Annotated in this window: 26 protein-coding genes; 20 read left to right on the forward strand and 6 right to left on the reverse strand. The window is 59.6% G+C overall.

Annotated elements, in window-relative coordinates; genetic code table 11:
• The first annotated feature begins 177 nt into the window (after window positions 1–177).
• Window positions 178–1,281, forward strand: a complete 1,104-nt coding sequence (locus BT204_RS20190; protein WP_072448084.1) for a sigma-54 interaction domain-containing protein — start codon at window positions 178–180, stop codon at window positions 1,279–1,281.
• On the opposite strand, the gene BT204_RS20195 is transcribed toward BT204_RS20190, so the two are convergent.
• Window positions 1,270–1,635, reverse strand: a complete 366-nt coding sequence (locus BT204_RS20195; RefSeq protein WP_034127271.1) for an antibiotic biosynthesis monooxygenase — start codon at window positions 1,633–1,635, stop codon at window positions 1,270–1,272. The genes BT204_RS20190 and BT204_RS20195 overlap by 12 nt on opposite strands.
• Before the next feature lie 100 nt (window positions 1,636–1,735).
• Here BT204_RS20195 and soxR point away from each other — a divergent pair, with 100 nt between their 5' ends.
• From soxR to BT204_RS20245, 10 genes are all read left to right on the forward strand, one after another.
• Window positions 1,736–2,185: a redox-sensitive transcriptional activator SoxR gene (soxR, locus tag BT204_RS20200; protein WP_034127251.1), complete on the forward strand. Its 450-nt coding sequence runs from the start codon at window positions 1,736–1,738 to the stop codon at window positions 2,183–2,185.
• 84 nt (window positions 2,186–2,269) lie between these two features.
• A complete protein-coding gene (locus tag BT204_RS20205; RefSeq protein ID WP_054897881.1) occupies window positions 2,270–2,728 on the forward strand; it encodes a VOC family protein in 459 nt (152 codons plus the stop codon).
• Between the two features lie 284 nt (window positions 2,729–3,012).
• On the forward strand, window positions 3,013–4,215 hold the full coding sequence (locus BT204_RS20210) for a PepSY-associated TM helix domain-containing protein (protein ID WP_072448086.1): 1,203 nt from the start codon (window positions 3,013–3,015) through the stop codon (window positions 4,213–4,215).
• Window positions 4,212–4,748: a hypothetical protein gene (locus BT204_RS20215; protein WP_019817260.1), complete on the forward strand. Its 537-nt coding sequence runs from the start codon at window positions 4,212–4,214 to the stop codon at window positions 4,746–4,748. The genes BT204_RS20210 and BT204_RS20215 overlap by 4 nt, the downstream gene beginning before the upstream one ends.
• Window positions 4,745–5,068 carry a hypothetical protein gene (locus BT204_RS20220; protein ID WP_014717808.1) on the forward strand — a complete coding sequence of 108 codons (324 nt, stop codon included), beginning with the start codon at window positions 4,745–4,747 and terminating at the stop codon, window positions 5,066–5,068. The genes BT204_RS20215 and BT204_RS20220 overlap by 4 nt, the downstream gene beginning before the upstream one ends.
• Window positions 5,065–5,625: a DUF6162 family protein gene (locus tag BT204_RS20225; RefSeq protein ID WP_014717807.1), complete on the forward strand. Its 561-nt coding sequence runs from the start codon at window positions 5,065–5,067 to the stop codon at window positions 5,623–5,625. The genes BT204_RS20220 and BT204_RS20225 overlap by 4 nt, the downstream gene beginning before the upstream one ends.
• A gap of 19 nt (window positions 5,626–5,644) precedes the next feature.
• Complete coding sequence (locus BT204_RS20230; protein WP_054897879.1) at window positions 5,645–6,565, forward strand: metal ABC transporter substrate-binding protein; 921 nt, start codon at window positions 5,645–5,647, stop codon at window positions 6,563–6,565.
• Entirely contained in the window at window positions 6,562–7,308 is a 747-nt protein-coding gene (locus BT204_RS20235) for a metal ABC transporter ATP-binding protein (RefSeq protein WP_034127246.1), read from the forward strand. The genes BT204_RS20230 and BT204_RS20235 overlap by 4 nt, the downstream gene beginning before the upstream one ends.
• Complete coding sequence (locus tag BT204_RS20240) at window positions 7,305–8,204, forward strand: metal ABC transporter permease (RefSeq protein ID WP_003190154.1); 900 nt, start codon at window positions 7,305–7,307, stop codon at window positions 8,202–8,204. Before BT204_RS20235 ends, BT204_RS20240 begins: the two co-directional genes overlap by 4 nt.
• A complete protein-coding gene (locus BT204_RS20245) occupies window positions 8,204–9,157 on the forward strand; it encodes a metal ABC transporter substrate-binding protein (RefSeq protein ID WP_072448088.1) in 954 nt (317 codons plus the stop codon). Before BT204_RS20240 ends, BT204_RS20245 begins: the two co-directional genes overlap by 1 nt.
• Window positions 9,158–9,303: 146 nt before the next feature.
• Here BT204_RS20245 and BT204_RS20250 read toward each other — a convergent pair whose 3' ends face one another.
• Entirely contained in the window at window positions 9,304–10,017 is a 714-nt protein-coding gene (locus BT204_RS20250; protein WP_054897875.1) for a UTRA domain-containing protein, read from the reverse strand.
• Between the two features lie 351 nt (window positions 10,018–10,368).
• Between BT204_RS20250 and BT204_RS20255 the strand changes: the two genes are divergently transcribed.
• The 9 genes from BT204_RS20255 (at window position 10,369) to BT204_RS20300 (ending at window position 21,088) form a co-directional block, all read left to right on the forward strand.
• The gene (locus tag BT204_RS20255; protein WP_003190150.1) at window positions 10,369–11,445 is read left to right on the forward strand and encodes an ABC transporter substrate-binding protein; all 1,077 of its coding nucleotides are present in this window, start codon (window positions 10,369–10,371) and stop codon (window positions 11,443–11,445) included.
• A 216-nt stretch (window positions 11,446–11,661) separates the two neighbouring features.
• A complete protein-coding gene (locus tag BT204_RS20260; RefSeq protein WP_072448090.1) occupies window positions 11,662–12,468 on the forward strand; it encodes an alkaline phosphatase family protein in 807 nt (268 codons plus the stop codon).
• Window positions 12,465–13,310 carry an ABC transporter permease gene (locus tag BT204_RS20265; RefSeq protein ID WP_044267910.1) on the forward strand — a complete coding sequence of 282 codons (846 nt, stop codon included), beginning with the start codon at window positions 12,465–12,467 and terminating at the stop codon, window positions 13,308–13,310. The genes BT204_RS20260 and BT204_RS20265 overlap by 4 nt, the downstream gene beginning before the upstream one ends.
• Entirely contained in the window at window positions 13,297–14,097 is an 801-nt protein-coding gene (locus tag BT204_RS20270) for an ABC transporter permease (protein WP_032892564.1), read from the forward strand. Before BT204_RS20265 ends, BT204_RS20270 begins: the two co-directional genes overlap by 14 nt.
• Entirely contained in the window at window positions 14,094–15,083 is a 990-nt protein-coding gene (locus BT204_RS20275) for an ABC transporter ATP-binding protein (protein ID WP_034127242.1), read from the forward strand. The genes BT204_RS20270 and BT204_RS20275 overlap by 4 nt, the downstream gene beginning before the upstream one ends.
• 33 nt (window positions 15,084–15,116) lie before the next feature.
• Window positions 15,117–15,770, forward strand: coding sequence for an HAD family hydrolase (locus BT204_RS20280; protein WP_072448092.1), 654 nt, complete (start codon window positions 15,117–15,119; stop codon window positions 15,768–15,770).
• Between the two features lie 361 nt (window positions 15,771–16,131).
• The gene (locus BT204_RS20285; RefSeq protein WP_239695924.1) at window positions 16,132–18,213 is read left to right on the forward strand and encodes a carboxy terminal-processing peptidase; all 2,082 of its coding nucleotides are present in this window, start codon (window positions 16,132–16,134) and stop codon (window positions 18,211–18,213) included.
• 116 nt (window positions 18,214–18,329) lie between these two features.
• The gene (locus tag BT204_RS20290) at window positions 18,330–20,099 is read left to right on the forward strand and encodes a bifunctional diguanylate cyclase/phosphodiesterase (RefSeq protein ID WP_034127240.1); all 1,770 of its coding nucleotides are present in this window, start codon (window positions 18,330–18,332) and stop codon (window positions 20,097–20,099) included.
• Window positions 20,100–20,767: 668 nt separating this feature from the next.
• Window positions 20,768–21,088, forward strand: a complete 321-nt coding sequence (locus BT204_RS20300; protein ID WP_034127239.1) for a hypothetical protein — start codon at window positions 20,768–20,770, stop codon at window positions 21,086–21,088.
• 224 nt (window positions 21,089–21,312) lie between these two features.
• Here BT204_RS20300 and BT204_RS20305 read toward each other — a convergent pair whose 3' ends face one another.
• The 4 genes from BT204_RS20305 to BT204_RS20325 all read right to left on the reverse strand — a co-directional run bounded on the left by BT204_RS20305 (window position 21,313) and on the right by BT204_RS20325 (window position 24,211).
• Window positions 21,313–21,684, reverse strand: a complete 372-nt coding sequence (locus BT204_RS20305; RefSeq protein WP_005786715.1) for a hypothetical protein — start codon at window positions 21,682–21,684, stop codon at window positions 21,313–21,315.
• On the reverse strand, window positions 21,681–22,019 hold the full coding sequence (locus BT204_RS20310) for a helix-turn-helix domain-containing protein (RefSeq protein ID WP_034127238.1): 339 nt from the start codon (window positions 22,017–22,019) through the stop codon (window positions 21,681–21,683). Before BT204_RS20310 ends, BT204_RS20305 begins: the two co-directional genes overlap by 4 nt.
• 97 nt (window positions 22,020–22,116) lie before the next feature.
• The gene (locus BT204_RS20315; protein ID WP_054897871.1) at window positions 22,117–22,572 is read right to left on the reverse strand and encodes a YkvA family protein; all 456 of its coding nucleotides are present in this window, start codon (window positions 22,570–22,572) and stop codon (window positions 22,117–22,119) included.
• Between the two features lie 898 nt (window positions 22,573–23,470).
• Window positions 23,471–24,211, reverse strand: coding sequence for a BamJ family beta-barrel-assembly machinery protein (locus BT204_RS20325; protein WP_003190133.1), 741 nt, complete (start codon window positions 24,209–24,211; stop codon window positions 23,471–23,473).
• Between the last annotated feature and the right edge of the window lie 3 nt (window positions 24,212–24,214).

Below are 24,214 nucleotides of genomic sequence, written 5' to 3' on the forward strand. Positions count from 1 at the left end.
TCGCTATCAACCGTTACAGCAGGTTCGATAGCGCAACCTATATATTCGTTTTCGATCTATAAATATTTAAATGCATTCGTTTACGGAATAAATTCAACCCTCTATAAATGGCGTCACGTAGCCCGACTGTTCGCCACGCAACGGTCACCCTGGCGACAGCCCTTCAACGAGGTGCCCATGCAGTTGTTGACTCTACCGCCCTCCCCCACACTCGCGACCTCGATCCGCGCCACCGCTCAGGTCTTTGAAGACCCTAAATCCCAGGCCTTGCTCAACCACATCCAGCAAGTGGCGCCCAGCGACGCAAGCGTGTTGATCATCGGCGAAACCGGTACCGGCAAAGAGCTGGTGGCGCGCCATATCCACAACCTCAGCGCGCGGCGCAACCGGCGGTTCGTGGCGGTGAACTGCGGGGCATTCTCCGAATCCCTGGTGGAAGCCGAGCTGTTCGGCCATGACAAAGGTGCCTTTACCGGTGCCCTGAGTGCCAAGGCCGGCTGGTTCGAAGAGGCTGACGGCGGTACCTTGTTCCTCGATGAGATCGGCGATCTGCCAATAGCGATCCAGGTCAAACTGTTGCGGGTGTTGCAGGAGCGTGAAGTCGTACGCCTGGGCTCGCGCAAAAGCATTGCGATTAATGTGCGCGTGCTCGCCGCGACCAACGTACAACTGGAAAAGGCCATCAACGCCGGGCATTTCCGCGAAGACCTCTACTACCGTCTCGGCGTGGTCGGCCTGGAACTCAGCCCACTGCGCGAGCGCCCTGGCGATATCCTGCCGCTGACCTGGCACTTTATCGAAGTCTACAGTCGGCGCCTGGGCTACGGCCCGATCACCATCAGCCGTGAGGCCGAGCACAAGCTCAAGAGCTACAGCTGGCCAGGCAACATCCGCGAATTGGAAAACGTCATCCATCACACCCTACTGATCTGCCGCAAAGGCGTGATAGGGCGCGACGATTTGCGCCTGTCGAACATGCGTATCGAGCGCCAGGACGACAACCCGCACCACATTGGTAACAGCGCCGAAGCCTTGCTGGCGCGGGCGTTTCAAACGCTGTTCGAGGAACAGACCGGCGCCCTGCATGAAAAGGTCGAAGACGCACTCTTACGTGCGGCCTACCGCTTCAGCCATTACAACCAGGTGCATACCGCCAACCTGCTGGGCCTGAGCCGCAACGTCACGCGCTCGCGCTTGATCAAGCTCGGCGAGCTGGCGGTGAACAAACGTCGACCTGGCGAAAACGTGCAGGGCGGGCGGATGCTGCATTTATCCATTTAGGCGACAGTGCAGCGCGTTGTCATGGCTGCGCTCAAAGCTTTGCAGCACCTGGAACGAACCGAAGGTCACCGCCGTTGCCTGGTGGGCGCGAATCAGCGTCCAGAAATCTTCGCCGCGCTGCTCGAAGAACTTGAACGCCGCCTCGCCATCTGCGCGCGATTGCCATTGCAAGTAATTGAGCACCCGCCGGCCGTCCTCGCTGACCTGCACGCTGGCACTCAGAAAACCATCGTGGCCCTCGGCCAGTCGTTCGCTTTGAGTGGACAAGGCCGCCACCAGGGCATCTTGCTGCTGGGGGTTGATCTGAAACTCGATCAATTGAGTGAAGCCGCGACACTTCTCCGATACCTGCATGAACACTCCCCTCTCTTTGTAGGCAGAATCTTGCGATTCGATGCCACGCAGGGTAAAACCTCTACTTAAGTCGAGGTCAAGCACTGTTTGGGAGATGTTCATGCTCAATAAGGAACTCAGCGTCGGGCAGCTCGCTGCTCGCAGCGGCGTAGCGGTTACTGCCCTGCACTTCTACGAGGCAAAAGGGCTGATCAAGAGCAATCGCAATGCAGGTAACCAGCGGCGTTATCCACGGGATGTATTGCGGCGCGTAGTGGTGATCAAGATCGCCCAGCGCCTGGGCATTCCGCTGGCTACCATTGGCGAGGCATTACGCACCTTGCCCGATGAGCGCGCACCCAATGTTCACGACTGGGAGCGCCTATCGGCGTTGTGGCGTGAAGACCTGGATGAGCGCATCAACAAACTGGTGCTGCTGCGCGACAAGCTCAATGGCTGCATCGGTTGCGGGTGCTTATCGATGGAGGCGTGCCCGTTGCGCAATCAGGACGATAAGCTCGCTGAGTATGGGCCGGGCGCCCAACTGCTGGAGCCCACCACACCGCCTTGATAAAAGCACCTCGTCGGTTGCCCGCAGGCCACGCATTACGTGGCCTATAGTGAAATGTTCATACCTCGACTCAGGGAGAATGTCATGAACGTTAAAGCTATTCCCGACGGTTATCACAGCCTCACACCTTATATGGGCATCGACAAAGCGGGCGAGGCCATCGAGTTCTACAAAAAAGCCTTTGGCGCCACGCAAGTCATGCGCCTGGACATGCCCGACGGCAGGGTGGGTCATGCCGAACTGCGGATTGGTGATTCATCGCTGATGCTCGGTACGCCCTGCGATCAAATGGCCCTGCGCAATCCGGATGAGCACACCAGCATTGGTCTGCATCTGTATGTGGAAGATGTGGATGCACAATTTCAACGAGCGGTTGATGCCGGCGCCACCGTGGTGTCCGAGCCGAAGGATCAGTTTTATGGCGACCGCTCTGCGAGCGTGAAAGATCCGTTCGGTCATCTCTGGTTCCTGGCCACGCACAAGGAAGACCTCACCGAGGAGCAGATACGCCAGCGCGCCATGGAGTTGTTCAAGCAAGGCTGATAGTTGCAACGCAATACACATCCCATGTGGGATTTGGCTTGCCTGCGGTGCAGACGACTCGGTGCATCCGTTGGATCGAGTCGATGTCATCGCAGGCAAGCCAGCTCCCACAGGGTTACGCCATACACCCTGAATGCAATCCTGAAACATTTTCTTTCATATCCGCCTTAGGGATTTCTCATTCTCATCCGTCTTAACTTAGATACAGCCTGTCGCGTCAGCAAAAGCTACGACTGGCCTTTTCCGGGCCTCTATCGCCCCCTCCGTTCAAGACCCTCATTCATATGTCGAAGAAGTCACGCTCCAAACTCTGGTTTCTCGTTCATAGCTGGCTGGCGTTGCCCATCTGGTTCTTTGTGCTGATCGTCTGCGTTACCGGCACGCTGGCCGTGGTGAGCCAGGAAATCGTGTGGCTGGCCAACCCGGATATCCGCGCCAGCAAGCCGTCGGATGAAGCCCAGCCGTTGAGCTTTGACCAGGTGATCGCGGCCATCAAGCGCGATGAACCCAAGGCTATCGTCCAGTCCATTATCCGCCCGGATGAGTCGCACTTCGCGCTAAGCGTCGGCCTCAGCTACCCGGATGGGCGCTCCGTGGAGGTGTATGCCAACCCCTACACCGGCGCGATCCAGGGCATCAGCCCCTCGTTCAATTTCCAGCAATTCACCCGCGCCCTGCATGGCTGGTGGCTGGTGCCGTTCACCAATGGGTACAGTTGGGGCTGGTACCTGGTGTCCGCGCTGGGCTTGCCGCTGCTCGCCTCGCTGATCACCGGGCTGGTGGTGTACAAGCGCTTCTGGAAAGGCTTCCTTCGTCCTACCCTGCGCATCCGCCATGGCGCGCGAATCTTCTGGGGCGACTTTCACCGCCTGAGCGGCATCTGGTCGATCTGGTTTATCGCGGTCATTTCAATCACTGGCACCTGGTTCCTGATCGAGGCTGTCCTGGGCGACAACCAGATATCCATTTCCAGTGAACCCATCGTGCCAGTTATCGCACGGGACAAGGTGCCGCTGTCGGCGCCGGGCGTGCCGGCACCGATGATCCCTATCGACAAGGCGATCGACATCGCCGCCGAGCGAATCCCCGGCCTGGACGCCAGCTTTGTGTTCATGCCAAGCAACGCCTACAGCCACCTGCAGATCGGCGGGCGTGGCTGGTACCCGTTGATGTTCCAGACCGCACAGCTGAACCCCTATGACGGTGAAATCGCGGTCTCCAACCTGTTGTCCGACCGTACCCCGCTGGAATTCGTCACCGAGTCGATGCGCCCACTGCACACCGGGGACTTTGGCGGTTTGTGGATCAAGCTGATCTGGGCATTCTTCGGCCTGGTGCTGAGCATGATGGTATTGAGCGGCTTGCTGATCTGGACCAAGCGCACCGCCCTGGCCACCCTCAACGCCCTCAAGCGCGAGGCCAAGACGCAACGTCAGCACGTGCCCATCCCGGCCATGCACGCCGACACCTCGGAGGCTCAGCGATGAGCAAGGTCGCAACCGTACCCCCGTCCCCGCTGCGCGCCTTTTGGCTGAAATGGCGTTTCCATATCAACATCCTGCTGTTGCTGGTGCCGCTGGGGTTCATGCCCAAATACTTTGCCGACGCCGCGTTGTTTCGCGGGGATACCGGCATCGGCGAGCGCGTGGCCGGGCAAGTGCAAGTCGGCCCCTGGAGCCTGACGCTGGCTGAGTTTCGCAACGAAGGCCCGAGCCCGAACCCGGCTGGCCCGATGAAGTTCTTCAACGCTGCCCTGTGCGATACCTGTGCCGAGCAGGTCAAGGCCACTTACCTGCGTATCGGCAAACCCCGCAGCCTGCGCGCCGCCGGAGTGATCTTCTTCGGCACGCCGTACCGTATGGGCGCCGCCCTGCCGATCCCCGAACGCACCCCGGCGGACGCCGAAATATGGGTGACCATGGAAGGGTGGGACGGCAGCATGCACCAGGGTTCCATCCCGCTGAGCCAGGCCTCGCCTGCCACCATTGCCTGGCTGAACAAGCAAGGAGTCAAACCATGACGTTCAAGCGCCTCACCCGCGCCGCGCTATTGCTGTGCGCCGGCCTGAGCACCACCGCCTTCGCCCACAACCCGATGTGCGAATGCAAGGAAATCCCCGGTGAGCAGATCCAGTGCAAAGGCGGCTTCTCCGACGGCAGTGGCGCCCCCGGCGTAACCCTGGATGTGATCGGCTACGACGAAACCATCCTGGTGCCGGGCAAGCTCGGCGAGGATTCGACCCTGACCTTCAAGAAGCCCGCCGCCGAGTTCTACGTGCTCTTCGATGCCGGCCCCGGCCACGTGGTGGAAATCGACCAAGCGGATATCCCGTCGCAATGAGTACCACACAGGTTGTACGCCCCGCCGGCGCGGGCCACGAAACCCTTTATGTGTTGCTGTTGTGTCTGATCATCCTCGCGGTGGCGGGCACGGTCGTGGCGCTGCATGGGGAAACCCAGGAAGTCGCGGCGGTGCCAAGCCATCAGCTGGACGCCCGCCGCGACCTGAGCGCCGCCGAGCAAGGCATCTACGCCGACCTGCGGGTGACCCTGGATGAAATCCACCTGTTGCAGCAGGAACACAGCGCCCTGCCGACGCCTGAGCAACTGGCCGAAGAAGGCTTCGCCCCCTTTGCCCAGGACGCTAGCTCAGTAAGCCGAGGCGGCCACCGCTGGCAGTTGCTGGCACCGGCTGCCTACCTGGGCTTGAGCCAGGCGCCGGCCACCAGCGGTTCGCTGCTGATGCGCGTGCAAGGCAGTGAGCCGGATATCTGGCTCAACCGCAGCGCCAACCTTGCCGCTCCATCCGACCTCACTGACCAGGCGCTGATCGCGGCCGGCTGGCAGCAGGTGGTCGCGCAATTCGATGCCGGCGTTACCCGCCAGCACCGTCACTGAACGAGAAGACCGATTGCCCATGTCTATGTCATCGCCCCTGTTGCGCCTGTTGCTGGTTGGCCTGTTCAGCCTGATGCTCGCCCCCCTTGCCAATGCCGAGGCGGCCAAGCGCCTGCGTATCGGCATTACCTTGCACCCCTATTACAGCTACGTGGCCAATATCGTGGGCGACAAGGCCGAAGTGGTGCCACTGATTCCCGCCGGTTTCAACCCCCATGCCTACGAGCCGCGCGCCGAAGACATCAAGCGCATCGGCACCCTGGATGTGATCGTGCTCAACGGCGTCGGCCATGACGACTTCGCCGACCGCATGATCGCCACCAGCGAGCGCCCGGACATCCCGGTGATCGAAGCCAACGCCAACGTGCCGCTGCTCGCCGCTACAGGTAACGCGGCACGCGGTGCGGGCAAGGTGGTCAACCCGCACACCTTCCTGTCGATCAGCGCGTCGATTGCCCAGGTCAATAACATTGCCCGTGAGTTGGGCAAGCTCGACCCGGACAACGCCAAAACCTACACCCAGAACGCCCGCGCCTACGGCAAGCGCCTGCGTCAGATGCGCGCCGACGCCCTGGCCAAGCTGACCAGCGCGCCCAACCCCGACCTGCGCGTCGCCACCGTACACGCGGCCTACGACTACCTGTTGCGCGAGTTTGGCCTGGAGGTCACCGCCGTGGTCGAGCCGGCCCACGGTATCGAGCCAAGCCCCAGCCAGCTGAAAAAGACTATCGATGAACTGCGTGCCCTGGATGTGAAAGTGATCTTCTCGGAGATGGATTTCCCGTCCACCTACGTCGATACCATCCAGCGTGAATCCGGGGTCAAGCTGTACCCGCTGTCGCATATTTCCTACGGCGAATACAGCGCCGAGAAGTACGAAGTGGAGATGACCGGCAACCTCAACACCGTGGTACGGGCGATTCAGGAGTCGGGAGCATGACCGCCGCACAGCAACTGAACCCCGTCAGCGTCGGCCCCACCCTGAACTTCGACCAGGTCTCGCTGACCCTGGGGCGCACCGTGATCCTTGATGGCGTGAGTTTCCAGGTACAACCGGGCAGCATCCATGCGCTGGTCGGCCCCAACGGCGGCGGCAAAAGCTCGCTGATCAAGACCCTGTTGGGGCAGACGCCGCACCAGGGGCGTTTGAGCCTGGAATGGCCAACCACACCCGGCACCATCGGTTACGTGCCCCAGGCGCTGGAATTTGACCGGGGCTTGCCGATGACTGTGGACGATTTCATGGCTGCCATGTGCCAGCGTCGCCCGGCGTTTCTGGGCCTGTCCAGGCATTACGCAGCAGCGATTGGCGATGCCCTTGAGCGCGTCGGCATGCAAGACAAGCGCAAGCGCCGCATGGGCGCGTTGTCCGGCGGTGAGCGCCAGCGCGTACTGCTGGCCCAGGGGCTGATTCCGGCGCCGCAGTTGCTGGTGCTGGATGAGCCGATGTCGGCCCTCGACGAGGCGGGTATCCAGGTGTTCGAACGGCTATTGAACGACTGGCGCCTGGCAGGGATTACGGTGCTGTGGATCGAGCACGACCTGGAGGCCGTTGGCCGCCTGGCCGACCGTGTCACCGGTCTGAACCGCCGCGTGCTGTTCGACGCCACACCGAAAGAGGCGCTGACCCCGGACCGCCTGCTCACTCTGTTCTCCACCCACCCTCGGAGCCCGGCGCCATGAGTTATGAAGCCTTTCGCTTGATGGTCCAGGGCTGGGCCTCTTCCGGTTACCTGCCCGAAGCCCTGGCCTACGGGTTTGTGGTCAACGCCCTGCTCGCCGGCTTGTTGATCGGCCCGGTGCTGGGCGGCCTGGGCACGCTGGTGGTGGTCAAGCGCTTTGCGTTTTTCTCCGAAGCGGTCGGCCATGCCGCGCTGACCGGCGTGGCCGTGGGCATCCTGCTGGGAGAACCCTATACCGGGCCTTATGGCAGCCTGTTTGGCTACTGCCTGCTGTTCGGCATCCTGCTCAATTACCTGCGTAACCGCACCGGCCTGGCGCCCGATACCTTGATCGGCGTATTCCTGTCCGTGTCCCTGGCACTGGGGGCAAGCCTGCTGCTGATCCTGGCCGGCAAGATCAACGTGCACATTCTCGAGAACGTGCTGTTTGGCTCGGTGCTGACGGTCAACGGCAACGATCTGCTGGTACTGGCCATTGTCGGCTCGCTGGTGATGGCCCTGGCATTGCCGTTGTACAACCGCATCATGCTGGCCAGTTTCAACCCGCAATTGGCGGCAGTGCGCGGGGTGGCGGTGAAAAGCCTGGACTACCTGTTCGTGATCCTGGTGACCCTGATCACCGTTGCCGCGGTCAAGGTCATAGGCGCAATCCTGGTCGGCGCCTTGCTGGTGATTCCTGCCGCTGCGGCGCGCCTGTTGAGCCAGTCACTCAAAGGGTTTTTCTGGATCTCGGTGTTGATCGCTACCGTCAGCACCCTGTGCGGCATCCTGCTGCCGATCATCTTCGACCTGCCCATCCCATCCGGCGCCGCCATCATTCTGGTTGCCGGTATCGCCTTCGCCTTCGCCGCCATCGCCCGTGGCGTTGTGCCCAGCCTCAAAGGGAATCTTGGATAATGCGCCCTGTCTTTCGCCCATTGGTCCTGGCCATCGCTTGCTTGATGAGTACGTCGGCGCTGGCCGTCGACGGTTTCGACGCCAAGGACTTCAAAGTCAACCAGGGCCTCGGTCACGCAGCCCTGACCAAGACCAAGCAGCCGGTCAAGGTGCTGGCCTCGCTGCCGATTACCTACGGCTTGGCCGAGGCGCTGCTCAAAGGCACCAACGTAGCGCTTGAACGCGCCGCGCCGGCCAATCTGCCGGGTTCGCGGCAGGTGTCCTACTTCACCGGCCGCGGTGCTGCGGCACTGAATAAGCTGGCGCTGGACGCCGACGCGGCTATCGGCCTGCGCTCGCTGTGGGCCGATGACCCGCTGTACCCCGTGGCGCGGCGCAGCAATATCCGCATCGTCGAAGTCGATGCCGCACGCCCGGTGGACGGCGGCTTGCCGGGTATCGCAGTACAACCGGGTGTCACCGATGGCTTGAACAGCCAACCCTGGCAATCGAGCAACAATATGGGGCGCATGGCCGACGTGATGGCCGCCGACCTGAGCCGCCTGGCGCCGGCTGCCAAACCCAGGATCGACGCTAACCTGGCCGCGCTCAAACAGCGTTTACTCAAGCTCACCGCCGACAGCGAGGCGCGCTTGGCCAAGGCCGACAACCTGAGTGTGCTCAGCTTGAGCGATCACTTCGCGTACCTGGTCAGCAGCCTGAACCTGGAAGTGCTCGGCACCGATGCACGGCCCGATGCCGAGTGGACGCCCGAGGCGCTGCAAAAACTCAGCAGCACGTTGAAGGACAACGATGTGGCCGTGGTGCTGCATCACCGTCAACCCAGCGATGCAGTCAAAACCGCCATCACTGCCGGCGGCTCCAGACTGTTGGTATTAAATGTGGACGGCGCCGACCCGGTGACGGAGTTGGAAACCAATGTGGACCAAGTGATCAAGGCACTCACACCCTAGGCAAGCCACCGATCCGTCAGAGATAAACTCGGTTCATTGTGGGAGCTGGCTTGCCTGCGATGCGGACGCCTCGGTTTATCAGGCGCACCGAGTCGATACCATCGCAGGCAAGCCAGCTCCCACATGGGTTCGCGGTGCACAAGCCGCTACACCACATCCACACCCACATGAATCGCATCATGCCGCCAGAACTCCAGGTCACAGTCGATCAGGCGTTGATGCTGGTCGTAATTGACCCGGGCGATGCGCAAGCCCGGGCTGCCTACCGAGACCCGCAGCGCAGCGGCCGCTTCCACCGGCAGTGAGGTCGGCACAATCTCGAAGCGCACCCGCCCGTAGCGCAAGTCATATTTGCTGGCATACAGCTCAGTCATCGACTGATTCAAATCACACGCCAGGATTCCCGGAAAATACTGCGGGTTCAGATAGTGCTCCACATACAACACCAGGCGCCCGTCAATCCTGCGCCCCCGGCAAATCTGGATCACGCTCGACAACGCCGGCAACTGCAACCACGCGCACACCGCCGCCGACGCCGGTTGCAAGCGTGCTGAGATGACCTGCGTGGAAGCCTCACGCCCCTGGTCGCTGACCATCGCGTGAAAATGGCTGCGCTGCATCAGGTTATAGGCCAGCCGTGGCGGCGAGACGAACCAGCCCCGACGCTCTTCGCGGTAAATCTGCCCTTGGGCCTCAAGCTGTAACAAGGCTTCCCGCACGGTAATCCGAGTGGTACCAAACAACTCGCTGAGCTTGCGTTCGGCGGGCAGTTTGCTGGCAGGCGGCAACAGGCCATGGTCGATCTGCTCTTGCAGCGCCAGGCCGATGGAGGTTACCGCCTTGATTGCCTCATCACGCATCAACGTTACCTATCTGGACTAGACCAGCACCGTTCAGGTGCACAAAACGCGCTCTATCTGGGCTTCTGCTGCTGTGTGCCAGCCTAGGCACTCCACATGACCGACAGATGACAAAGGCTGTCGACTGCCTCTACCACCCCCTGCAATACATCGGCCAAGTCCAGAGCCTGCGGGCACTTGGACATGGTCTACGCTAAGTCGGAGCTGAGCGACATCAGCGCTTCAAAAACGACATCGACATGAAACTGTCATCCAGGGGGCCTAGATTGGCTCAGGTATTGCTGACCTAGACCAAACCACCGCTAACGTTCAGATAAAACGCCGCGTTGAAAACGCCCAAAGGAGCTTCGGATGAAACAGCTTTTCCTGGCATCACTGTTAGGCTCGACCATTGCCATGTGCACCGCCGCCATGGCTGCTGATACCGATCTAAAAACCTTGGAAGCCGCCGCCAAAGCGGAAGGCGCCGTCAACAGCGTCGGCATGCCCGATGACTGGGCCAACTGGAAAGGCACCTGGGAAGACCTGGCCAAGACCTACGGCCTCAAGCACATCGACACCGACATGAGCTCGGCCCAGGAAATCGCCAAGTTCAAAGCCGAAAAAGACAACGCCAGCGCCGATATCGGTGACGTGGGCGCAGCCTTCGGCCCGATCGCGGTGAAACAGGAAGTCACCCAGCCATACAAACCGTCCACCTGGGCGCAGGTGCCGGATTGGGCGAAAGACAAGGACGGTCACTGGGCCCTGGCCTACACCGGCACCATCGCCTTTATCGTCAACAAGAAGCTGCTGCACGGCTCCGAAGTGCCCACCACCTGGGCTGACCTGCAAACCGGTAAATACAAGGTCTCGGTGGGTGACGTGAGCACCGCCGCCCAGGCTTCGAACGCAGTACTCGCCGCAGCCATCGCCAACAAAGGCGACGAGAAAAACATCGCGCCGGGCCTGCAATTTTTCACCAAGATCGCCCAGCAAGGTCGGCTCTCGCTGTCCAACCCGACCATCGCCACCATGGAAAAAGGCGAAGTCGAAGTGGGCCTCGTCTGGGACTTCAACGGCCTGAGCTACAAGGCCAAGATGGCCAACCCGGATGACTACGTGGTGCTGATCCCCTCGGATGGCTCGGTGAAATCCGGCTACACCACCATCATCAACAAATACGCCAAGCACCCGAACGCCGCCAAGCTCACCCGCGAATACATCTTCAGCGATGCCGGCCAGCTCAACCTGGCACGCGGCAATGCGCGTCCGATCCGGGCTGAAACCGATTTGAAACTGCCGGCGGACGTTGCCAAAAACCTGATCCCGGGCGAGCAGTACACCAAGGCCAACCCGCAGCCGATCAAGGATGCCGATGCCTGGGAAGCGACGTCCAAGAAGCTGCCACAGATGTGGAACGAGCAAGTCATCGTAGAAATGAAGTAATCGGTCTCTCTGATCCAAAGGCGGTCAGTGTGGGAGCTGGCTTGCTGTGGCGAGGGAGCTTGCTCCCGCTCGACAGCGTAGCTGGTGCCGGCTTTTTGGGGGTGCTCGGCACCCCAGCGCAAGCAAGCTTGCTCGCCACAACAAGCCAGCTCCCACATTTGATCCCATCCCAAGTTGATACTGAGCCATACCCTTTGTTGCGGAGCCCCAGCCCCCATGAAGCACAATGTCATCCTTGTGGTGCTCGACGGCCTCAACTTCGAGGTTGCGCGGCACGCCATGGGGCACTTGCAGGCCTACGTCGGCGCAGGACGCGCAGCCCTCTACACACTGGAATGTGAACTGCCTGCCCTGTCCCGCCCGTTGTATGAATGCATCCTCACCGGCGTGCCGCCGATCCAAAGCGGTGTCGTGCACAACAACGTCTCGCGCCTGTCCACCCAGCGCAGCATTTTCCATTACGCCACCGACGCCGGCTTGAGCACCGCGGCGGCGGCTTACCACTGGGTCAGCGAGTTGTATAACCGCACGCCCTTTCTCGCCGCCCGCGATCGTCATACCAACGACAAGGCGCTGGCGATCCAGCACGGGCATTTCTACTGGAATGACCACTACCCCGATTCCCACCTGTTCGCCGACGCCGAAAGCCTGCGGCTCAAGCACGCGCCAAACTTTTTGCTGGTGCACCCGATGAACATCGACGACGCCGGCCACAAGCATGGCCTCGACACCGCGCAATACCGCAACAGCGCACGCTCTGCCGACATTATCCTGGCCGACTACCTGCAAGGCTGGCTCGACGCCGGCTACCAGATACTGGTCACCGCCGACCATGGCATGAACAACGACCGCTCCCACAACGGCCTGTTGCGCGAAGAACGGGAAGTGCCACTGTTTGTCATCGGTGACGCCTTCAGCCTGGACACCGACGCTGCGCCGAAACAGACCGACCTGTGCGGTACCGTCTGCGAGCTGCTCGGCGTGCCCCACGACAAACCTGTGTGCCGGGAGCTGCTCAAGTGAATGCATTGACCCGCGGCAAATGGCTGGCCCTGCTGTGCCTGCTGCCCTTCGCACTGTTCTTTATCGTGTTCGAGATCGCGCCACTGGTGTGGGTGCTGATCAGCAGCCTTCAAACCGAAGAGGCCGGCTGGGGCCTGGAAAACTTCACCCGCATCTTCACCTCGAAGTTCTACCGGCAGGCCATCCAGTTCAGCCTGGAGATCAGCTTTTACTCCAGCATCTTCGGCATCATCATCGCCACCTTGGGCAGCTACTCACTGCGCCGAGTGGATTCGCCGCTGCGCAACTTCGTCACCGCGTTCGCCAACATGACCAGCAATTTCGCCGGCGTGCCCCTGGCCTTCGCGTTCATCATCCTGCTGGGGTTCAACGGCAGCATCACCCTCATGCTCAAGCAGGCCGGGATCATTGAGGACTTCAACCTGTACTCGAAAACCGGCTTGATCATCCTTTATACCTATTTCCAGATCCCCCTCGGCGTACTGTTGCTCTACCCGGCCTTTGACGCATTGCGCGAAGACTGGCGCGAATCTGCCGCGCTGCTCGGTGCGAATGGCTGGCAGTTCTGGCGCCATATCGGCCTGCCGGTGCTCACCCCGGCCCTGCTCGGCACCTTTGTGATCCTGCTGGCCAATGCCCTGGGCGCCTACGCCACGGTCTATGCGCTTACTACCGGCAACTTCAACGTGCTGCCAATTCGCATTGCCGGCCTGGTCTCTGGCGATGTGTCGCTGGACCCGAACATGGCCAGCGCCCTGGCCGTGGTGCTGGTGGCGCTGATGACCGTGGTCACGGTGGTGCATCAACTGCTGCTCAAGAGGAGCTACCATGTCTCGCGCTGAAGCCGGTACGGCCTCCCTCTACCATCGGGTGGTGGTGTACCTGTTGTTCCTGATCCTGGTGCTGCCGCTGGTGGGCACTTTTGTCTACTCGATTTCCAGCAGTTGGTCGGCAACCATCCTGCCTGCCGGCTTCAGCGTGAAATGGTATGTACAGCTGTGGAGCGACCCGCGCTTTCTGATGGCCTTCGGGCAATCGTTGCTGGTGTGCGTGGGCGCACTTATCCTCTCGGTGGTGTTGATCTTGCCGCTGCTGTTCGTGGTGCATTACCACTTTCCCAAGCTCGACGCGCTGATGAACATCCTGATCCTGCTGCCCTTTGCGGTGCCGCCGGTGGTGTCCTCGGTGGGTCTGCTGCAACTGTACGGTTCCGGGCCGCTGGCGATGGTGGGCACGCCGTGGATTTTGATCGGCTGCTACTTCACCGTCGCGCTGCCGTTCATGTACCGAGCGATCACCAACAACCTGCAAGCCATCAACCTGCGCGACCTGATGGACGCTTCGCAACTGCTCGGCGCCAGCACCTGGCAGGCCGCGATCCTGGTGGTGCTGCCCAACCTGCGCAAGGGCCTGATGGTGGCGCTGCTGCTGTCGTTCTCGTTCCTGTTCGGCGAGTTCGTGTTCGCCAACATCCTCGTCGGCACCCGCTACGAAACCCTGCAGGTGTACCTCAACAACATGCGCAACAGCAGTGGCCATTTCACCAGCGCCGTGGTGATCTCTTATTTCTTCTTCGTGCTGGTACTGACCTGGGCCGCCACTCTCTTGAACAAGGACAAAAGCCAATGAGCTTCGTCAGCGTCCAACACCTGCAAAAAGGCTACGCCGGCACCCCGGTGTTCAGCGATATCAATTGCGAGGTCGCCAAAGGCGAGTTCGTCACCCTGCTCGGCCCGTCCGGTTGCGGCAAATCCACTTTGCTGCGCTGCATCGCCGGGCTTACGCCGGTGGACAGTGGCCAAATCCTCCTGGATGGCCAGGACATCGTGCCCCTGAGCCCACAGAAGCGCCAGATCGGCATGGTGTTCCAGAGCTACGCGTTGTTCCCCAACATGACTGTGGAACAGAACGTTGCCTTCGGCCTGCGCATGCAAAAGGTCAACGCCGACGACAGCCACAAGCGCGTGCAAGAAGTACTGCAACTGGTGGAGCTCAAGGACCTGGCCGGCCGCTATCCGCACCAGATGTCCGGTGGTCAGTGCCAGCGCGTCGCCCTCGCCCGCTCCCTGGTGACCCGCCCGCGCCTGCTGCTGCTGGATGAACCGCTGTCGGCATTGGATGCACGGATTCGCAAGCATTTGCGCGAACAGATCCGCCAGATCCAGCGCGAACTGGGGTTGACCACGATCTTCGTGACCCATGACCAGGAAGAAGCCCTGACCATGTCCGACCGCATCTTCTTGATGAACCAGGGCAAGATCGTGCAGAGCGGCGATGCCGAAACCCTCTATACCGCGCCGGTGGATGTGTTCGCTGCTGGGTTTATCGGCAACTACAACCTGCTCGATGCCGACAAGGCTAGCCAACTGCTGCAGCGACCGATCAGCGGGCGTATCGCGATTCGCCCCGAGGCCATCGAGTTGAGCCGCAGTGGCGAGCTCGATGCGTTGGTGCGTAGCCACAGCCTGCTGGGTAACGTGATTCGCTACCGCATCGAAGCCCGTGGTGTCGAGCTGGTGGTGGACGTGCTCAATCGTTCGGCCGACGACCTGCATCCGGACGGCCAACGCCTGGCACTTTCCATCGACCCCAGCGCACTGTGTGAAGTAGCCTGACAGGCAGCGACCTATTGAGAGAGAGCATCACCGATGGCATTGGTAATTTTTGATCTGGACGACACCTTGATCCACGGCGACTGCGCCACGCTGTGGAGCGAACAGATGGGCCGCCTCGGCTGGGTAGACCCTGAGTCATTCATGCGCAGGAACAACGAGCTGATGGATGCCTACAGCCAGGGCAAGCTGTTGATGGAAGATTTCATGGATTTCAGCCTGGAGCCGATGATCGGCCGAACCCCGGAAGAAATCGAGCACCTGGTGGAGCCGTGGGTCGAGGACGTGATCGAGCCGCTGATCTACAGCGACGCCACCAAGACCATCGCCCGCCACCGCGCGAACGGTGACCGGATCCTGGTGATTTCCGCTTCGGGCACTCACCTGGTCACGCCGATTGCTGCGCGTATCGGTATCGAGGAAGTGCTGGGGATTAACCTGAGCGTCAGCCATGGGGTATACGACGGCAAGACAGAGGGTGTACTGACTTACCGTGAAGGCAAGATCACGCGGTTGCTGGAATGGCTGGAGCAGGAAGGCGAAACCCTTGAAGGTGCCTATTTCTATTCGGACTCGCGCAATGATTTACCGCTGCTGCTCAAGGTGGATCACCCGCACGTGGTGAACCCGGACCCGGTGTTGCGCGCCAATGCCGAACAGGCCGGCTGGCCGATCCACCACTGGACCTGAATTAATAGACATCAACCTGTGGGAGCTGGCTTGCCTGCGACAGCGGTGCGCCAGATGAAGAATTCTTCACTGTTGCACCGCTGTCGCAGGCAAGCCAGCTCCCACACTGACTGCATTTCAATCTAGGATTCGGTCAGGCTATTGGCAATATGGACTACACCGGACGTAGGACGAGGTTGTTCTAGCCCCCCACATCACCGTCAACGCCTTGCAATGCTTTCACAGTGCCTCCATAGTGAGTCTGGACTGAGCCCGGTGCTGTAGCGCCGGGCTTTTTGCATTATGCGACCGGACCATATGGAACCGGCTCCCTCAAAGACGGCCTAATATGCGTTATCAATTGCCCCCGCGTCGAATCAGCATGAAGCATCTGTTCCCCAGCACCGCCCTCGCTTTTTTCATTGGTCTCGGCTTCGCGTCGATGTCGACCAATACGTTCGCAGCCAATAGCTGGGACAACCTTCAGCCTGATCGCGATGAGGTGATTGCCAGCCTTAACGTCGTCGAGTTGCTCAAGCGCCATCACTACAGCAAGCCGCCGCTGGACGACGCTCGCTCGGTGATCATCTACGACAGCTACCTCAAGCTGCTGGACCCCTCGCGCAGCTACTTCCTGGCCAGCGATATCGCTGAGTTCGACAAGTGGAAGACCCAATTCGACGACTTCCTCAAGAGCGGCGACCTGCAACCCGGCTTCACCATCTACAAGCGTTACCTGGACCGCGTCAAAGCGCGTCTGGACTCCGCGTTGGGTGAGCTGAACAAGGGCGTCGACAAACTCGATTTCACCCAGAAAGAAACCCTTCTGGTAGACCGCAAGGACGCCCCTTGGCTGACCAGCACCGCAGCCCTGGACGACCTGTGGCGCAAACGCGTCAAGGACGAAGTGCTGCGCTTGAAGATCGCTGGCAAAGAGCCCAAGGCCATTCAAGAACTGCTGACCAAGCGCTACAAGAACCAGCTGGCACGCCTGGACCAGACCCGTGCCGAGGATATCTTCCAGGCCTACATCAACACCTTTGCGATGTCCTACGACCCGCACACCAATTATCTGTCGCCAGATAACGCGGAAAATTTCGATATCAATATGAGTCTGTCCCTGGAAGGCATCGGTGCCGTCCTGCAAAGCGACAATGACCAGGTGAAGATCGTACGTCTGGTGCCGGCAGGCCCTGCTGACAAAACCAAGCAAGTGGCACCGGCCGACAAGATCATCGGCGTGGCCCAAGCCGACAAAGAGATGGTCGATGTGGTCGGCTGGCGCCTGGACGAAGTGGTCAAGCTGATCCGTGGGCCTAAAGGCAGCGTGGTGCGCCTGGAAGTGATTCCGCACACCAATGCACCGAACGACCAGACCAGCAAGATCGTGTCCATCACCCGTGAAGCGGTGAAGCTCGAAGACCAGGCCGTGCAGAAGAAAGTCCTCAACCTCAAGCAGGATGGCAAGGACTACAAGCTGGGCGTGATCGAAATCCCGGCCTTCTATCTGGACTTCAAGGCGTTCCGTGCCGGTGATCCGGACTACAAGTCCACCACCCGCGACGTGAAGAAAATCCTGACAGAACTGCAGAAAGAGAAAGTCGACGGCGTGGTCATCGACCTGCGCAACAACGGCGGCGGCTCCCTGCAGGAAGCTACCGAGCTGACCAGCCTGTTTATCGACAAGGGCCCGACCGTATTGGTACGCAACGCTGACGGCCGTGTCGACGTGCTCGAAGACGAGAACCCGGGTGCCTTCTACAAAGGGCCGATGGCGCTGCTGGTCAACCGTCTCTCGGCCTCGGCCTCGGAGATTTTCGCCGGCGCCATGCAGGACTACCACCGCGCACTGATCATCGGCGGCCAGACCTTCGGCAAAGGCACCGTGCAGACCATCCAACCGCTGAACCATGGCGAGCTCAAGCTGACACTGGCCAAGTTCTACCGGGTATCCGGGCAGAGCACCCAGCATCAAGGCGTACTGCCGGATATCGATTTCCCTTCGATCATCGACACCAAGGAAATCGGCGAAAGCGCCCTGCCTGAAGCCATGCCGTGGGACACCATCCGCCCTGCGATCAAGCCGGCGTCGGATCCGTTCAAGCCCTTCCTGGCTCAGTTGAAGGCTGACCATGACACCCGCTCCGCCAAGGATGCCGAGTTCGTGTTTATCCGCGACAAGCTGGCCCTGGCCAAGAAGCTGATGGAAGAAAAGACCGTCAGCCTCAACGAAGCGGATCGCCGTGCACAGCACTCCAGCATCGAGAATCAGCAACTGGTGCTGGAAAACACCCGCCGCAAGGCCAAGGGTGAAGACCCGCTCAAAGAGCTGAAGAAAGAAGATGAAGACGCGCTGCCGACCGAGGCGGATAAAACCAAGCCGGAAGACGACGCTTACTTGGCCGAGACTGGCCGGATCCTGCTGGATTACCTGAAAATCACCAAGCAGGTGGCCAAGCAGTAAATGATGGCGATTTAATGTGATCGCTCCTCGGAGTGTCATCATATAGACATCATTCTGTCGTGAAATAAAAGGACCGCAGGTTTACGCCTACGGTCCTTTTTTTGATCGAGACCGCCATGACCATGACCGAACAGCTGAATGCATTGGGCTCAATCCTGGCTCAAGGCAGTTTGCACAGCCTGTTCCAACCGATCATCTGCCTGTCGGAGCGGCGCATCCTCGGTTATGAAGCTCTCAGTCGTGGCCCGTCCAACAGCCCGCTGCACTCCCCCGTCGCACTGTTCTCGGTGGCCAGCCACGCCGGGCGCCTGAGCGAATTGGACATGGCGTGTCGAGAGAGTGCATGCCGGCGCTTCAGCGAGCAGAAACTGCCCGGCAAGCTGTTCCTCAATATCTCTCCCGAATCCTTGATGGAGAACGCACATCAGCCAGGGCGCACGCTGCAACTGTTGCGCGACTTCGGCATTTCTCCCAGCCAAGTGGTGATCGAGCTAACCGAGCAGGCACCCACCGACGATTTCGCGCTGCTGCAAACTGCCTTGCACCACTACCGCGACATGGGTTTTGCCATCGCACTGGATGACTTGGGCGCCGGTTATTCCAGCTTGCGGTTGTGGTCCGAACTGCGCCCGGACTACGTGAAGATCGACCGGCACTTTATCGACGGCATTCACCAGGACGCCCTCAAGCGTGAGTTTGTCGGCTCGATCCTGCAGATCGCCAGGGCGTCCCGCGCCCAAGTGATTGCCGAGGGCATCGAGTTGCCGGAAGAACTGGCGGTGTTGACGGAGATGGGCGTCGACCTGGTCCAGGGCTACCTGCTCTGCCGCCCTCAGGAAAAGCCGCCGCAGGAAGCGCGCCTGATGCTGCCCAAGCCGGATAACGCCACGCTGGCCCTCAATGACGAAGGCAGTGACTTGAGCGCCCTGCTCAATGAGCAGCCCGCCGTGGATCAAGACACCGCCACCGCTCAAGTGCTGGAATCGTTCCGCCGCCAGGCCAACCTCAACTCGCTGGCGGTATTGGACGGCCGCGGTTGCCCGGTCGGCATTGTGCACCGGCACTCGTTGTCGGACGCGTTGCTCAAGCCGTTCGCGACCGATCTGTTTGCACGTAAACCCATCAGCCGCTTGATGAGCGATGACTTTTTGGCGGTGGAACTGAGCCAGTCCTTGCAGCAGGTCAGCCGCTTATTGACCAGCCGCGCGCGGCAACGCATCGAAGAGGATTTCATCATAACCCTGAACGGTGATTACCTGGGGCTGGGTCGGGTCATCGACGTGCTCAAGTTGATCACGGAGCTGAAAATCCAGCAGGCCCGCTACGCCAACCCGTTGACCTTGTTGCCTGGCAATGTGCCGATCCAGCAGTGCCTCACCCGGCTGCTGCAGCAACAGCGCGAGTCGGTGATCTGCTATGTGGATATCGACAGTTTCAAACCGTTCAACGATATCTACGGCTACGGGCGCGGGGATGAAGTGCTGCTGTGCCTGGCGCAGTGCCTCAACGACCGGGTAGACCCCAGCCGCGACTTTGTCGGGCATATTGGTGGGGATGATTTTTTGCTGGTGCTGGGCCCGCAGGATTGGCGCAAGCGGCTCAACCAGTTGCTGGATGACTTCCATACCCAATGCCGACGCTTCTACCGCGCTGAACATCTGGAGGCTGGGTGCTTCGTGGCCCTCAATCGCCAGGGCGTGCGCCAGGAGTTTGCGTTGCTGTCGCTGTCCATCGGTGTAGTGCACTTGTATCCTCAGGCCTGCGCACAACTCGATGCCAGCCAGTTGGCAGAACTGGCGTCACAAGCCAAGCACCAAGCCAAGGATGTGGCGGGCTACAGCATCCACGTGATCGACAGCATGGACATGTATACCCCAGCGCTTTAGACCTCGGCAGATTTCGATCAACCTCGCAAATACTGGGCGTAATCAACGAGACCTCAGAAAGATCAATACTGGAATGACCATTGGATTGAGTACTAATGCGGACGGAGTTGGACTCCACTGCCCGACCCTTGCCTTCGCAGACTGAGCAAAAATCGGTCAACATTCAACAGTTATGGCAATTCCCTTTACAAAAACTCAGGGTGGCGCAGTGGCGCGCTGAGACTATTGCCGAATGCCCTCGAAAGAGGTAATGTCGAACGGAGTGATAGCCTTGCGCCATCACCCCATATACTTACGTCAGTAAAATTTAAGGATAAATATGACTGTCCCATCAATGATTTGTAATCACGTATCTGTTCTAAGGTCTTACCTATCAACTATTGAGCACCATCTGGAATCCAAACCTAATGGGCAGCTTAAATATACGTTCCCCGATCAATTGATTTTAAATGTCTATGAAACGACAGGATCGGTAGTATTCCAAGGGCCCGGGGCTGGTGGAGATCTTGCGTATAAAATTGCCGCCATGGTAAAGCAAATAAACACTCCTGTATTGAGCTAACGCGCCCACCCAATAATACTACATCTGCGCAGACTGCACCTTACTCAAGGAAGTGATTGCGCGCTCAAATCACGCATAAAAATCAATTCAACTTTAAGGAAACATCATGGAAAAGTTTATTTACCATGTCTATCTAGATCGAGGAAAGAGCAATAAGAACTTTACTAAATTCCATGAGAATGTCGACAATCTTAATGGAAAAACCCCCGATTATGCTGGAATAAACAACTCTTGTATAATTGCTCACCATGCAGATATCGACACGATATTTGACAAATGCACGGAAGGCTTTCGTGACGATAGAGATGATGTTGTAGTTACGGAGGTAACTCGAAAAAGCATGGAGGACATCTATGGATCCCACCGTGCATATACCACCCTAATAGAAAAATACTTTTTGCCGCACGGCACCTTCCCTAAATTCTGACCTTTAATACTCATTACAGTTGGCTTCATTATAGAAGCCAACTTTAAACCACTCCTCGGCAGCAAATACAACAATACAAGATATGAACGGGCGGGCCGCCCGACAAACTTCATCTGCCTAGAACGACTTCCTAACATCAAAATGTCGGCCCGTTACGAATTCGGATCACAGGCCAGACACTGAACCAAGCGGTAGGACGATAACAACATCCTTGCCGTCGCATTCTAAGCCTCGGCGGACTCCGGGTACTCGTACTCGAACACCCGCACCACTTCGGAAGCATGCCAGGACGCGGCGGCCACGCCGTCAGAAGGCCCGCTGAACCGCCCCAGGCGCTCCACACATTCGAAAAAACCGGTGCGCGGCAGGCGGCTGGCGCCCTGGCTGATCACCAGGGAACTGCGCAGCGGCTGCTCGGCCTTGGCATCCAGTGCCGCCAGGTGCTCCAGGGCCGCCGCCAGGGTCTGCATGGCCGGCGTGGGGAATTGCAGGCGCTCAAGCAGTGCACGGTAGGTGAGCAAATGGCGCTGGCGCCGCGCCTGATCCAGTTCGTTGAGCAACCCATCCCAGTGTTGACGGCTAATACGTAGGCTCAAGACTCATCCCTCCAACCTGCTACGCCCAATTCCCAAGCCAGGCTGCGGCGAATGGCGGCATCCGGCTGGCGTTCACCACTTTCAATCAATCCAAGGTATGAGGGGCTGATCCCCACTGTGCGTGCCAGGGTCTCGATAGCCAGCCCCTTGGCTTCACGCAGGCCGCGCAGGGCTGCGAGCGGGCGCAGGTCCTGATCAATGGCGGTAGAGGCGGCAGGGGAAGAAGCGGGTGTAGGTTGCTGCTGACCGGCAGCTTTTAGCAGCGCCTGGTACTGGTCCCATGGCAACACCGCGTATTCGGGTGCGCCATCGCGTGAAATGATCTGAATATCCATGACTGCCCCGTAGGATAAAAACACTTACTAAGTAAGTTCTTTCCTTAGAAGTGTAATCCTAACAGCCACGAAGGTCGCCGGGGGATACCCGGCATCATTAGTTTTTTTGTGGGTTTTCCCGGGCCAGCAGCTCAGGCGTCGCGGGGAGGCGCTCAACCACCGCGAGTTTTTCCGGGCGTTGCGCATCGCGCCACGCACGAAAGGCGCTCAGTTCGCCGCTCAGGGTCTTCATGACCCACGCCAGCACGGCGATATCGTCGAACATGCCGAACATCGGGATAAAGTCCGGGATTGCATCAATGGGGCTGAGAAAGTACATCAGCCCCGCTACCACCGAGAGCAGCGCCTTGGGGCTGATCGCTCGGTATTCGCCGCGCCAGTAAGCCAGGCACAGGGCCTGGAGCAATTTCAGATCGTCCTTTAACTGGCCCAGCCGATTGCCCTGGCTTGAGCCTTTGGCAGCGACGGCAAACAACAGGGTGGGCAGGCGGCCACGGCCGAGCAGACGTGCGGCCATGGGCAGGAAACGGGTGAAATTGAACGGTGGTTTCATTGGGCACTCCAGTTCCAGGCGACATAAAAGGTTATCCACACAAATTGTGGATAACCTTGTGAACAGAGCCTGTTTTATCGGCTGAAAGCCACGGACTACAAGGCCTACAGTCAGATCGGGCGTTTTTTGCGCACATAAAAAAAACCCAAGAATTCATTGACTTGGCATGTATGTGCGGCTACCCGTGCTCGAGTCTTATATCAGACTGTGTCCGATTGCGGACGTTCGTTTGGATTTGCAGAGGCTTCAACGCAGGGGCTCGCTGGCGTGCGATAGCGATAGACATCTACACGACCCGGTACGACGTGGCAGCCTGCCAGCCGATGCCTATCTCCCAGACACCCCGGGCTCCAAATGTGGGAGCTGGCTTGCCTGCGATTGCCTTACGCATCAACACAACTTTACAGGCTGTAGCAGGGATGCCGGTTTAGCCGCCCCGCGCCATGGATGGCGCGTGGCGGCGCCCCCCCCTCCCCCCAAATCACTGGCGGATTACGGGCACACCGAGCCTGAGCGAGGTGCCGAGTGGTGGGGCAAGAGCGTTTTGCTTACTTTGCCGCTCTTGCAAAGTGAGCCGCCGTCAGGGCGGAACCCTATGTGGCCGTTACCGCAGCAATGGATATGTACACAATCCAACTGTGTTGACTGCCAGGCCGCCTTCGCGAGCAAGCCCGCTCCCACAGGTTGATCGTGGTGTGTCAGTTAGTAGGTGTAGGCTGGCAGGCCGTCATCGCAGGCAAGCCAGCTCCCACATTTGGAGTGCTGAGCGTCTGGCGGTCATCACAGCGATGCGGCGACCCGACAAGCCAGCTCCCACAGAAGATTTTTGCATCCTTTGATACAGCCCCGAAAACAACAACGCCCCGTCGAGACGGGGCGTTGTGTGTTCAGGCGCCGATTACTTCTTGGCGGCTGGTGCAGCAGGTGCGTCTGCTGCTTCTGCCTTGGCTGGGTCCTTGATGGCCAGCAGCTCCAGGTCGAATACCAACACGGAGTTGGCCGGGATCGCCGGGCTCGGGCTCTGGGCGCCGTAGGCCAGGTCGGACGGGATGTACAACTCGACCTTCTCGCCAACATGCATCAGTTGCAAGCCTTCGACCCAACCCGGGATCACGCCGCTGACCGGCAGGTCGATCGGGCTACCACGATCTACAGAGCTGTCAAAGGTAGTGCCGTTGGTGAGCTTGCCGGTGTAGTGAACAGTCACCACGTCGGTTGGCTTAGGCTGGGCGCCGTCGGCCTTCTTCACGATCTTGTACTGCAGGCCGGAAGCGGTGGTGACAACACCGTCTTTCTTGGCGTTGTCTTCGAGGAATTTCTTGCCGGCAGCTGCCGACTCTTCGCTCATTTTGGTCATGCGCTCTTCGGCACGCTTTTGCAGCGCGGCGAAGGCTTCAACCAGTTCGTCATCTTTGAGCTTCTGCTCTTTCTTGCCGACAGCATCTTCAATGCCTTGGGCTACCGCTTTGGAGTCCAGGTCATCCATGCCTTCTTGGGCAAGGCTCTTGCCCATGTTCAGGCCGATGCCGTAGGAAGCTTTTTGCGCCGGGGTTTTCAGCTCTACGCTGGTTTGCGAATCACAACCCGCAAGTACCAGGCTAACCAGGGCCACCGCCGCCGCCAACCGATGCTGTTTCATGCT

Source organism: Pseudomonas sp. NFPP02 (genome assembly GCF_900119355.1).
Classification (GTDB): Bacteria; Pseudomonadota; Gammaproteobacteria; order Pseudomonadales; family Pseudomonadaceae; genus Aquipseudomonas; species Aquipseudomonas paracarnis.

What these genes read in the sequence shown, in the direction of transcription:
- BT204_RS20270 (WP_032892564.1), top strand. Translation starts at nt 13,297, where the DNA reads ATGTCTCGCGCTGAAGCCGGTACGGCCTCCCTCTACCATCGGGTGGTG.
- soxR (WP_034127251.1), top strand. Translation starts at nt 1,736, where the DNA reads ATGCTCAATAAGGAACTCAGCGTCGGGCAGCTCGCTGCTCGCAGCGGC.
- BT204_RS20285 (WP_239695924.1), top strand. Translation starts at nt 16,132, where the DNA reads ATGAAGCATCTGTTCCCCAGCACCGCCCTCGCTTTTTTCATTGGTCTC.
- BT204_RS20190 (WP_072448084.1), top strand. Translation starts at nt 178, where the DNA reads ATGCAGTTGTTGACTCTACCGCCCTCCCCCACACTCGCGACCTCGATC.
- BT204_RS20275 (WP_034127242.1), top strand. Translation starts at nt 14,094, where the DNA reads ATGAGCTTCGTCAGCGTCCAACACCTGCAAAAAGGCTACGCCGGCACC.
- BT204_RS20310 (WP_034127238.1), bottom strand. Translation starts at nt 22,019, where the DNA reads ATGGATATTCAGATCATTTCACGCGATGGCGCACCCGAATACGCGGTG.
- BT204_RS20215 (WP_019817260.1), top strand. Translation starts at nt 4,212, where the DNA reads ATGAGCAAGGTCGCAACCGTACCCCCGTCCCCGCTGCGCGCCTTTTGG.
- BT204_RS20220 (WP_014717808.1), top strand. Translation starts at nt 4,745, where the DNA reads ATGACGTTCAAGCGCCTCACCCGCGCCGCGCTATTGCTGTGCGCCGGC.
- BT204_RS20230 (WP_054897879.1), top strand. Translation starts at nt 5,645, where the DNA reads ATGTCTATGTCATCGCCCCTGTTGCGCCTGTTGCTGGTTGGCCTGTTC.
- BT204_RS20250 (WP_054897875.1), bottom strand. Translation starts at nt 10,017, where the DNA reads ATGCGTGATGAGGCAATCAAGGCGGTAACCTCCATCGGCCTGGCGCTG.
- BT204_RS20205 (WP_054897881.1), top strand. Translation starts at nt 2,270, where the DNA reads ATGAACGTTAAAGCTATTCCCGACGGTTATCACAGCCTCACACCTTAT.
- BT204_RS20240 (WP_003190154.1), top strand. Translation starts at nt 7,305, where the DNA reads ATGAGTTATGAAGCCTTTCGCTTGATGGTCCAGGGCTGGGCCTCTTCC.
- BT204_RS20235 (WP_034127246.1), top strand. Translation starts at nt 6,562, where the DNA reads ATGACCGCCGCACAGCAACTGAACCCCGTCAGCGTCGGCCCCACCCTG.
- BT204_RS20210 (WP_072448086.1), top strand. Translation starts at nt 3,013, where the DNA reads ATGTCGAAGAAGTCACGCTCCAAACTCTGGTTTCTCGTTCATAGCTGG.
- BT204_RS20325 (WP_003190133.1), bottom strand. Translation starts at nt 24,211, where the DNA reads ATGAAACAGCATCGGTTGGCGGCGGCGGTGGCCCTGGTTAGCCTGGTA.
- BT204_RS20300 (WP_034127239.1), top strand. Translation starts at nt 20,768, where the DNA reads ATGGAAAAGTTTATTTACCATGTCTATCTAGATCGAGGAAAGAGCAAT.
- BT204_RS20255 (WP_003190150.1), top strand. Translation starts at nt 10,369, where the DNA reads ATGAAACAGCTTTTCCTGGCATCACTGTTAGGCTCGACCATTGCCATG.
- BT204_RS20245 (WP_072448088.1), top strand. Translation starts at nt 8,204, where the DNA reads ATGCGCCCTGTCTTTCGCCCATTGGTCCTGGCCATCGCTTGCTTGATG.
- BT204_RS20290 (WP_034127240.1), top strand. Translation starts at nt 18,330, where the DNA reads ATGACCATGACCGAACAGCTGAATGCATTGGGCTCAATCCTGGCTCAA.
- BT204_RS20195 (WP_034127271.1), bottom strand. Translation starts at nt 1,635, where the DNA reads ATGCAGGTATCGGAGAAGTGTCGCGGCTTCACTCAATTGATCGAGTTT.
- BT204_RS20225 (WP_014717807.1), top strand. Translation starts at nt 5,065, where the DNA reads ATGAGTACCACACAGGTTGTACGCCCCGCCGGCGCGGGCCACGAAACC.
- BT204_RS20260 (WP_072448090.1), top strand. Translation starts at nt 11,662, where the DNA reads ATGAAGCACAATGTCATCCTTGTGGTGCTCGACGGCCTCAACTTCGAG.
- BT204_RS20280 (WP_072448092.1), top strand. Translation starts at nt 15,117, where the DNA reads ATGGCATTGGTAATTTTTGATCTGGACGACACCTTGATCCACGGCGAC.
- BT204_RS20315 (WP_054897871.1), bottom strand. Translation starts at nt 22,572, where the DNA reads ATGAAACCACCGTTCAATTTCACCCGTTTCCTGCCCATGGCCGCACGT.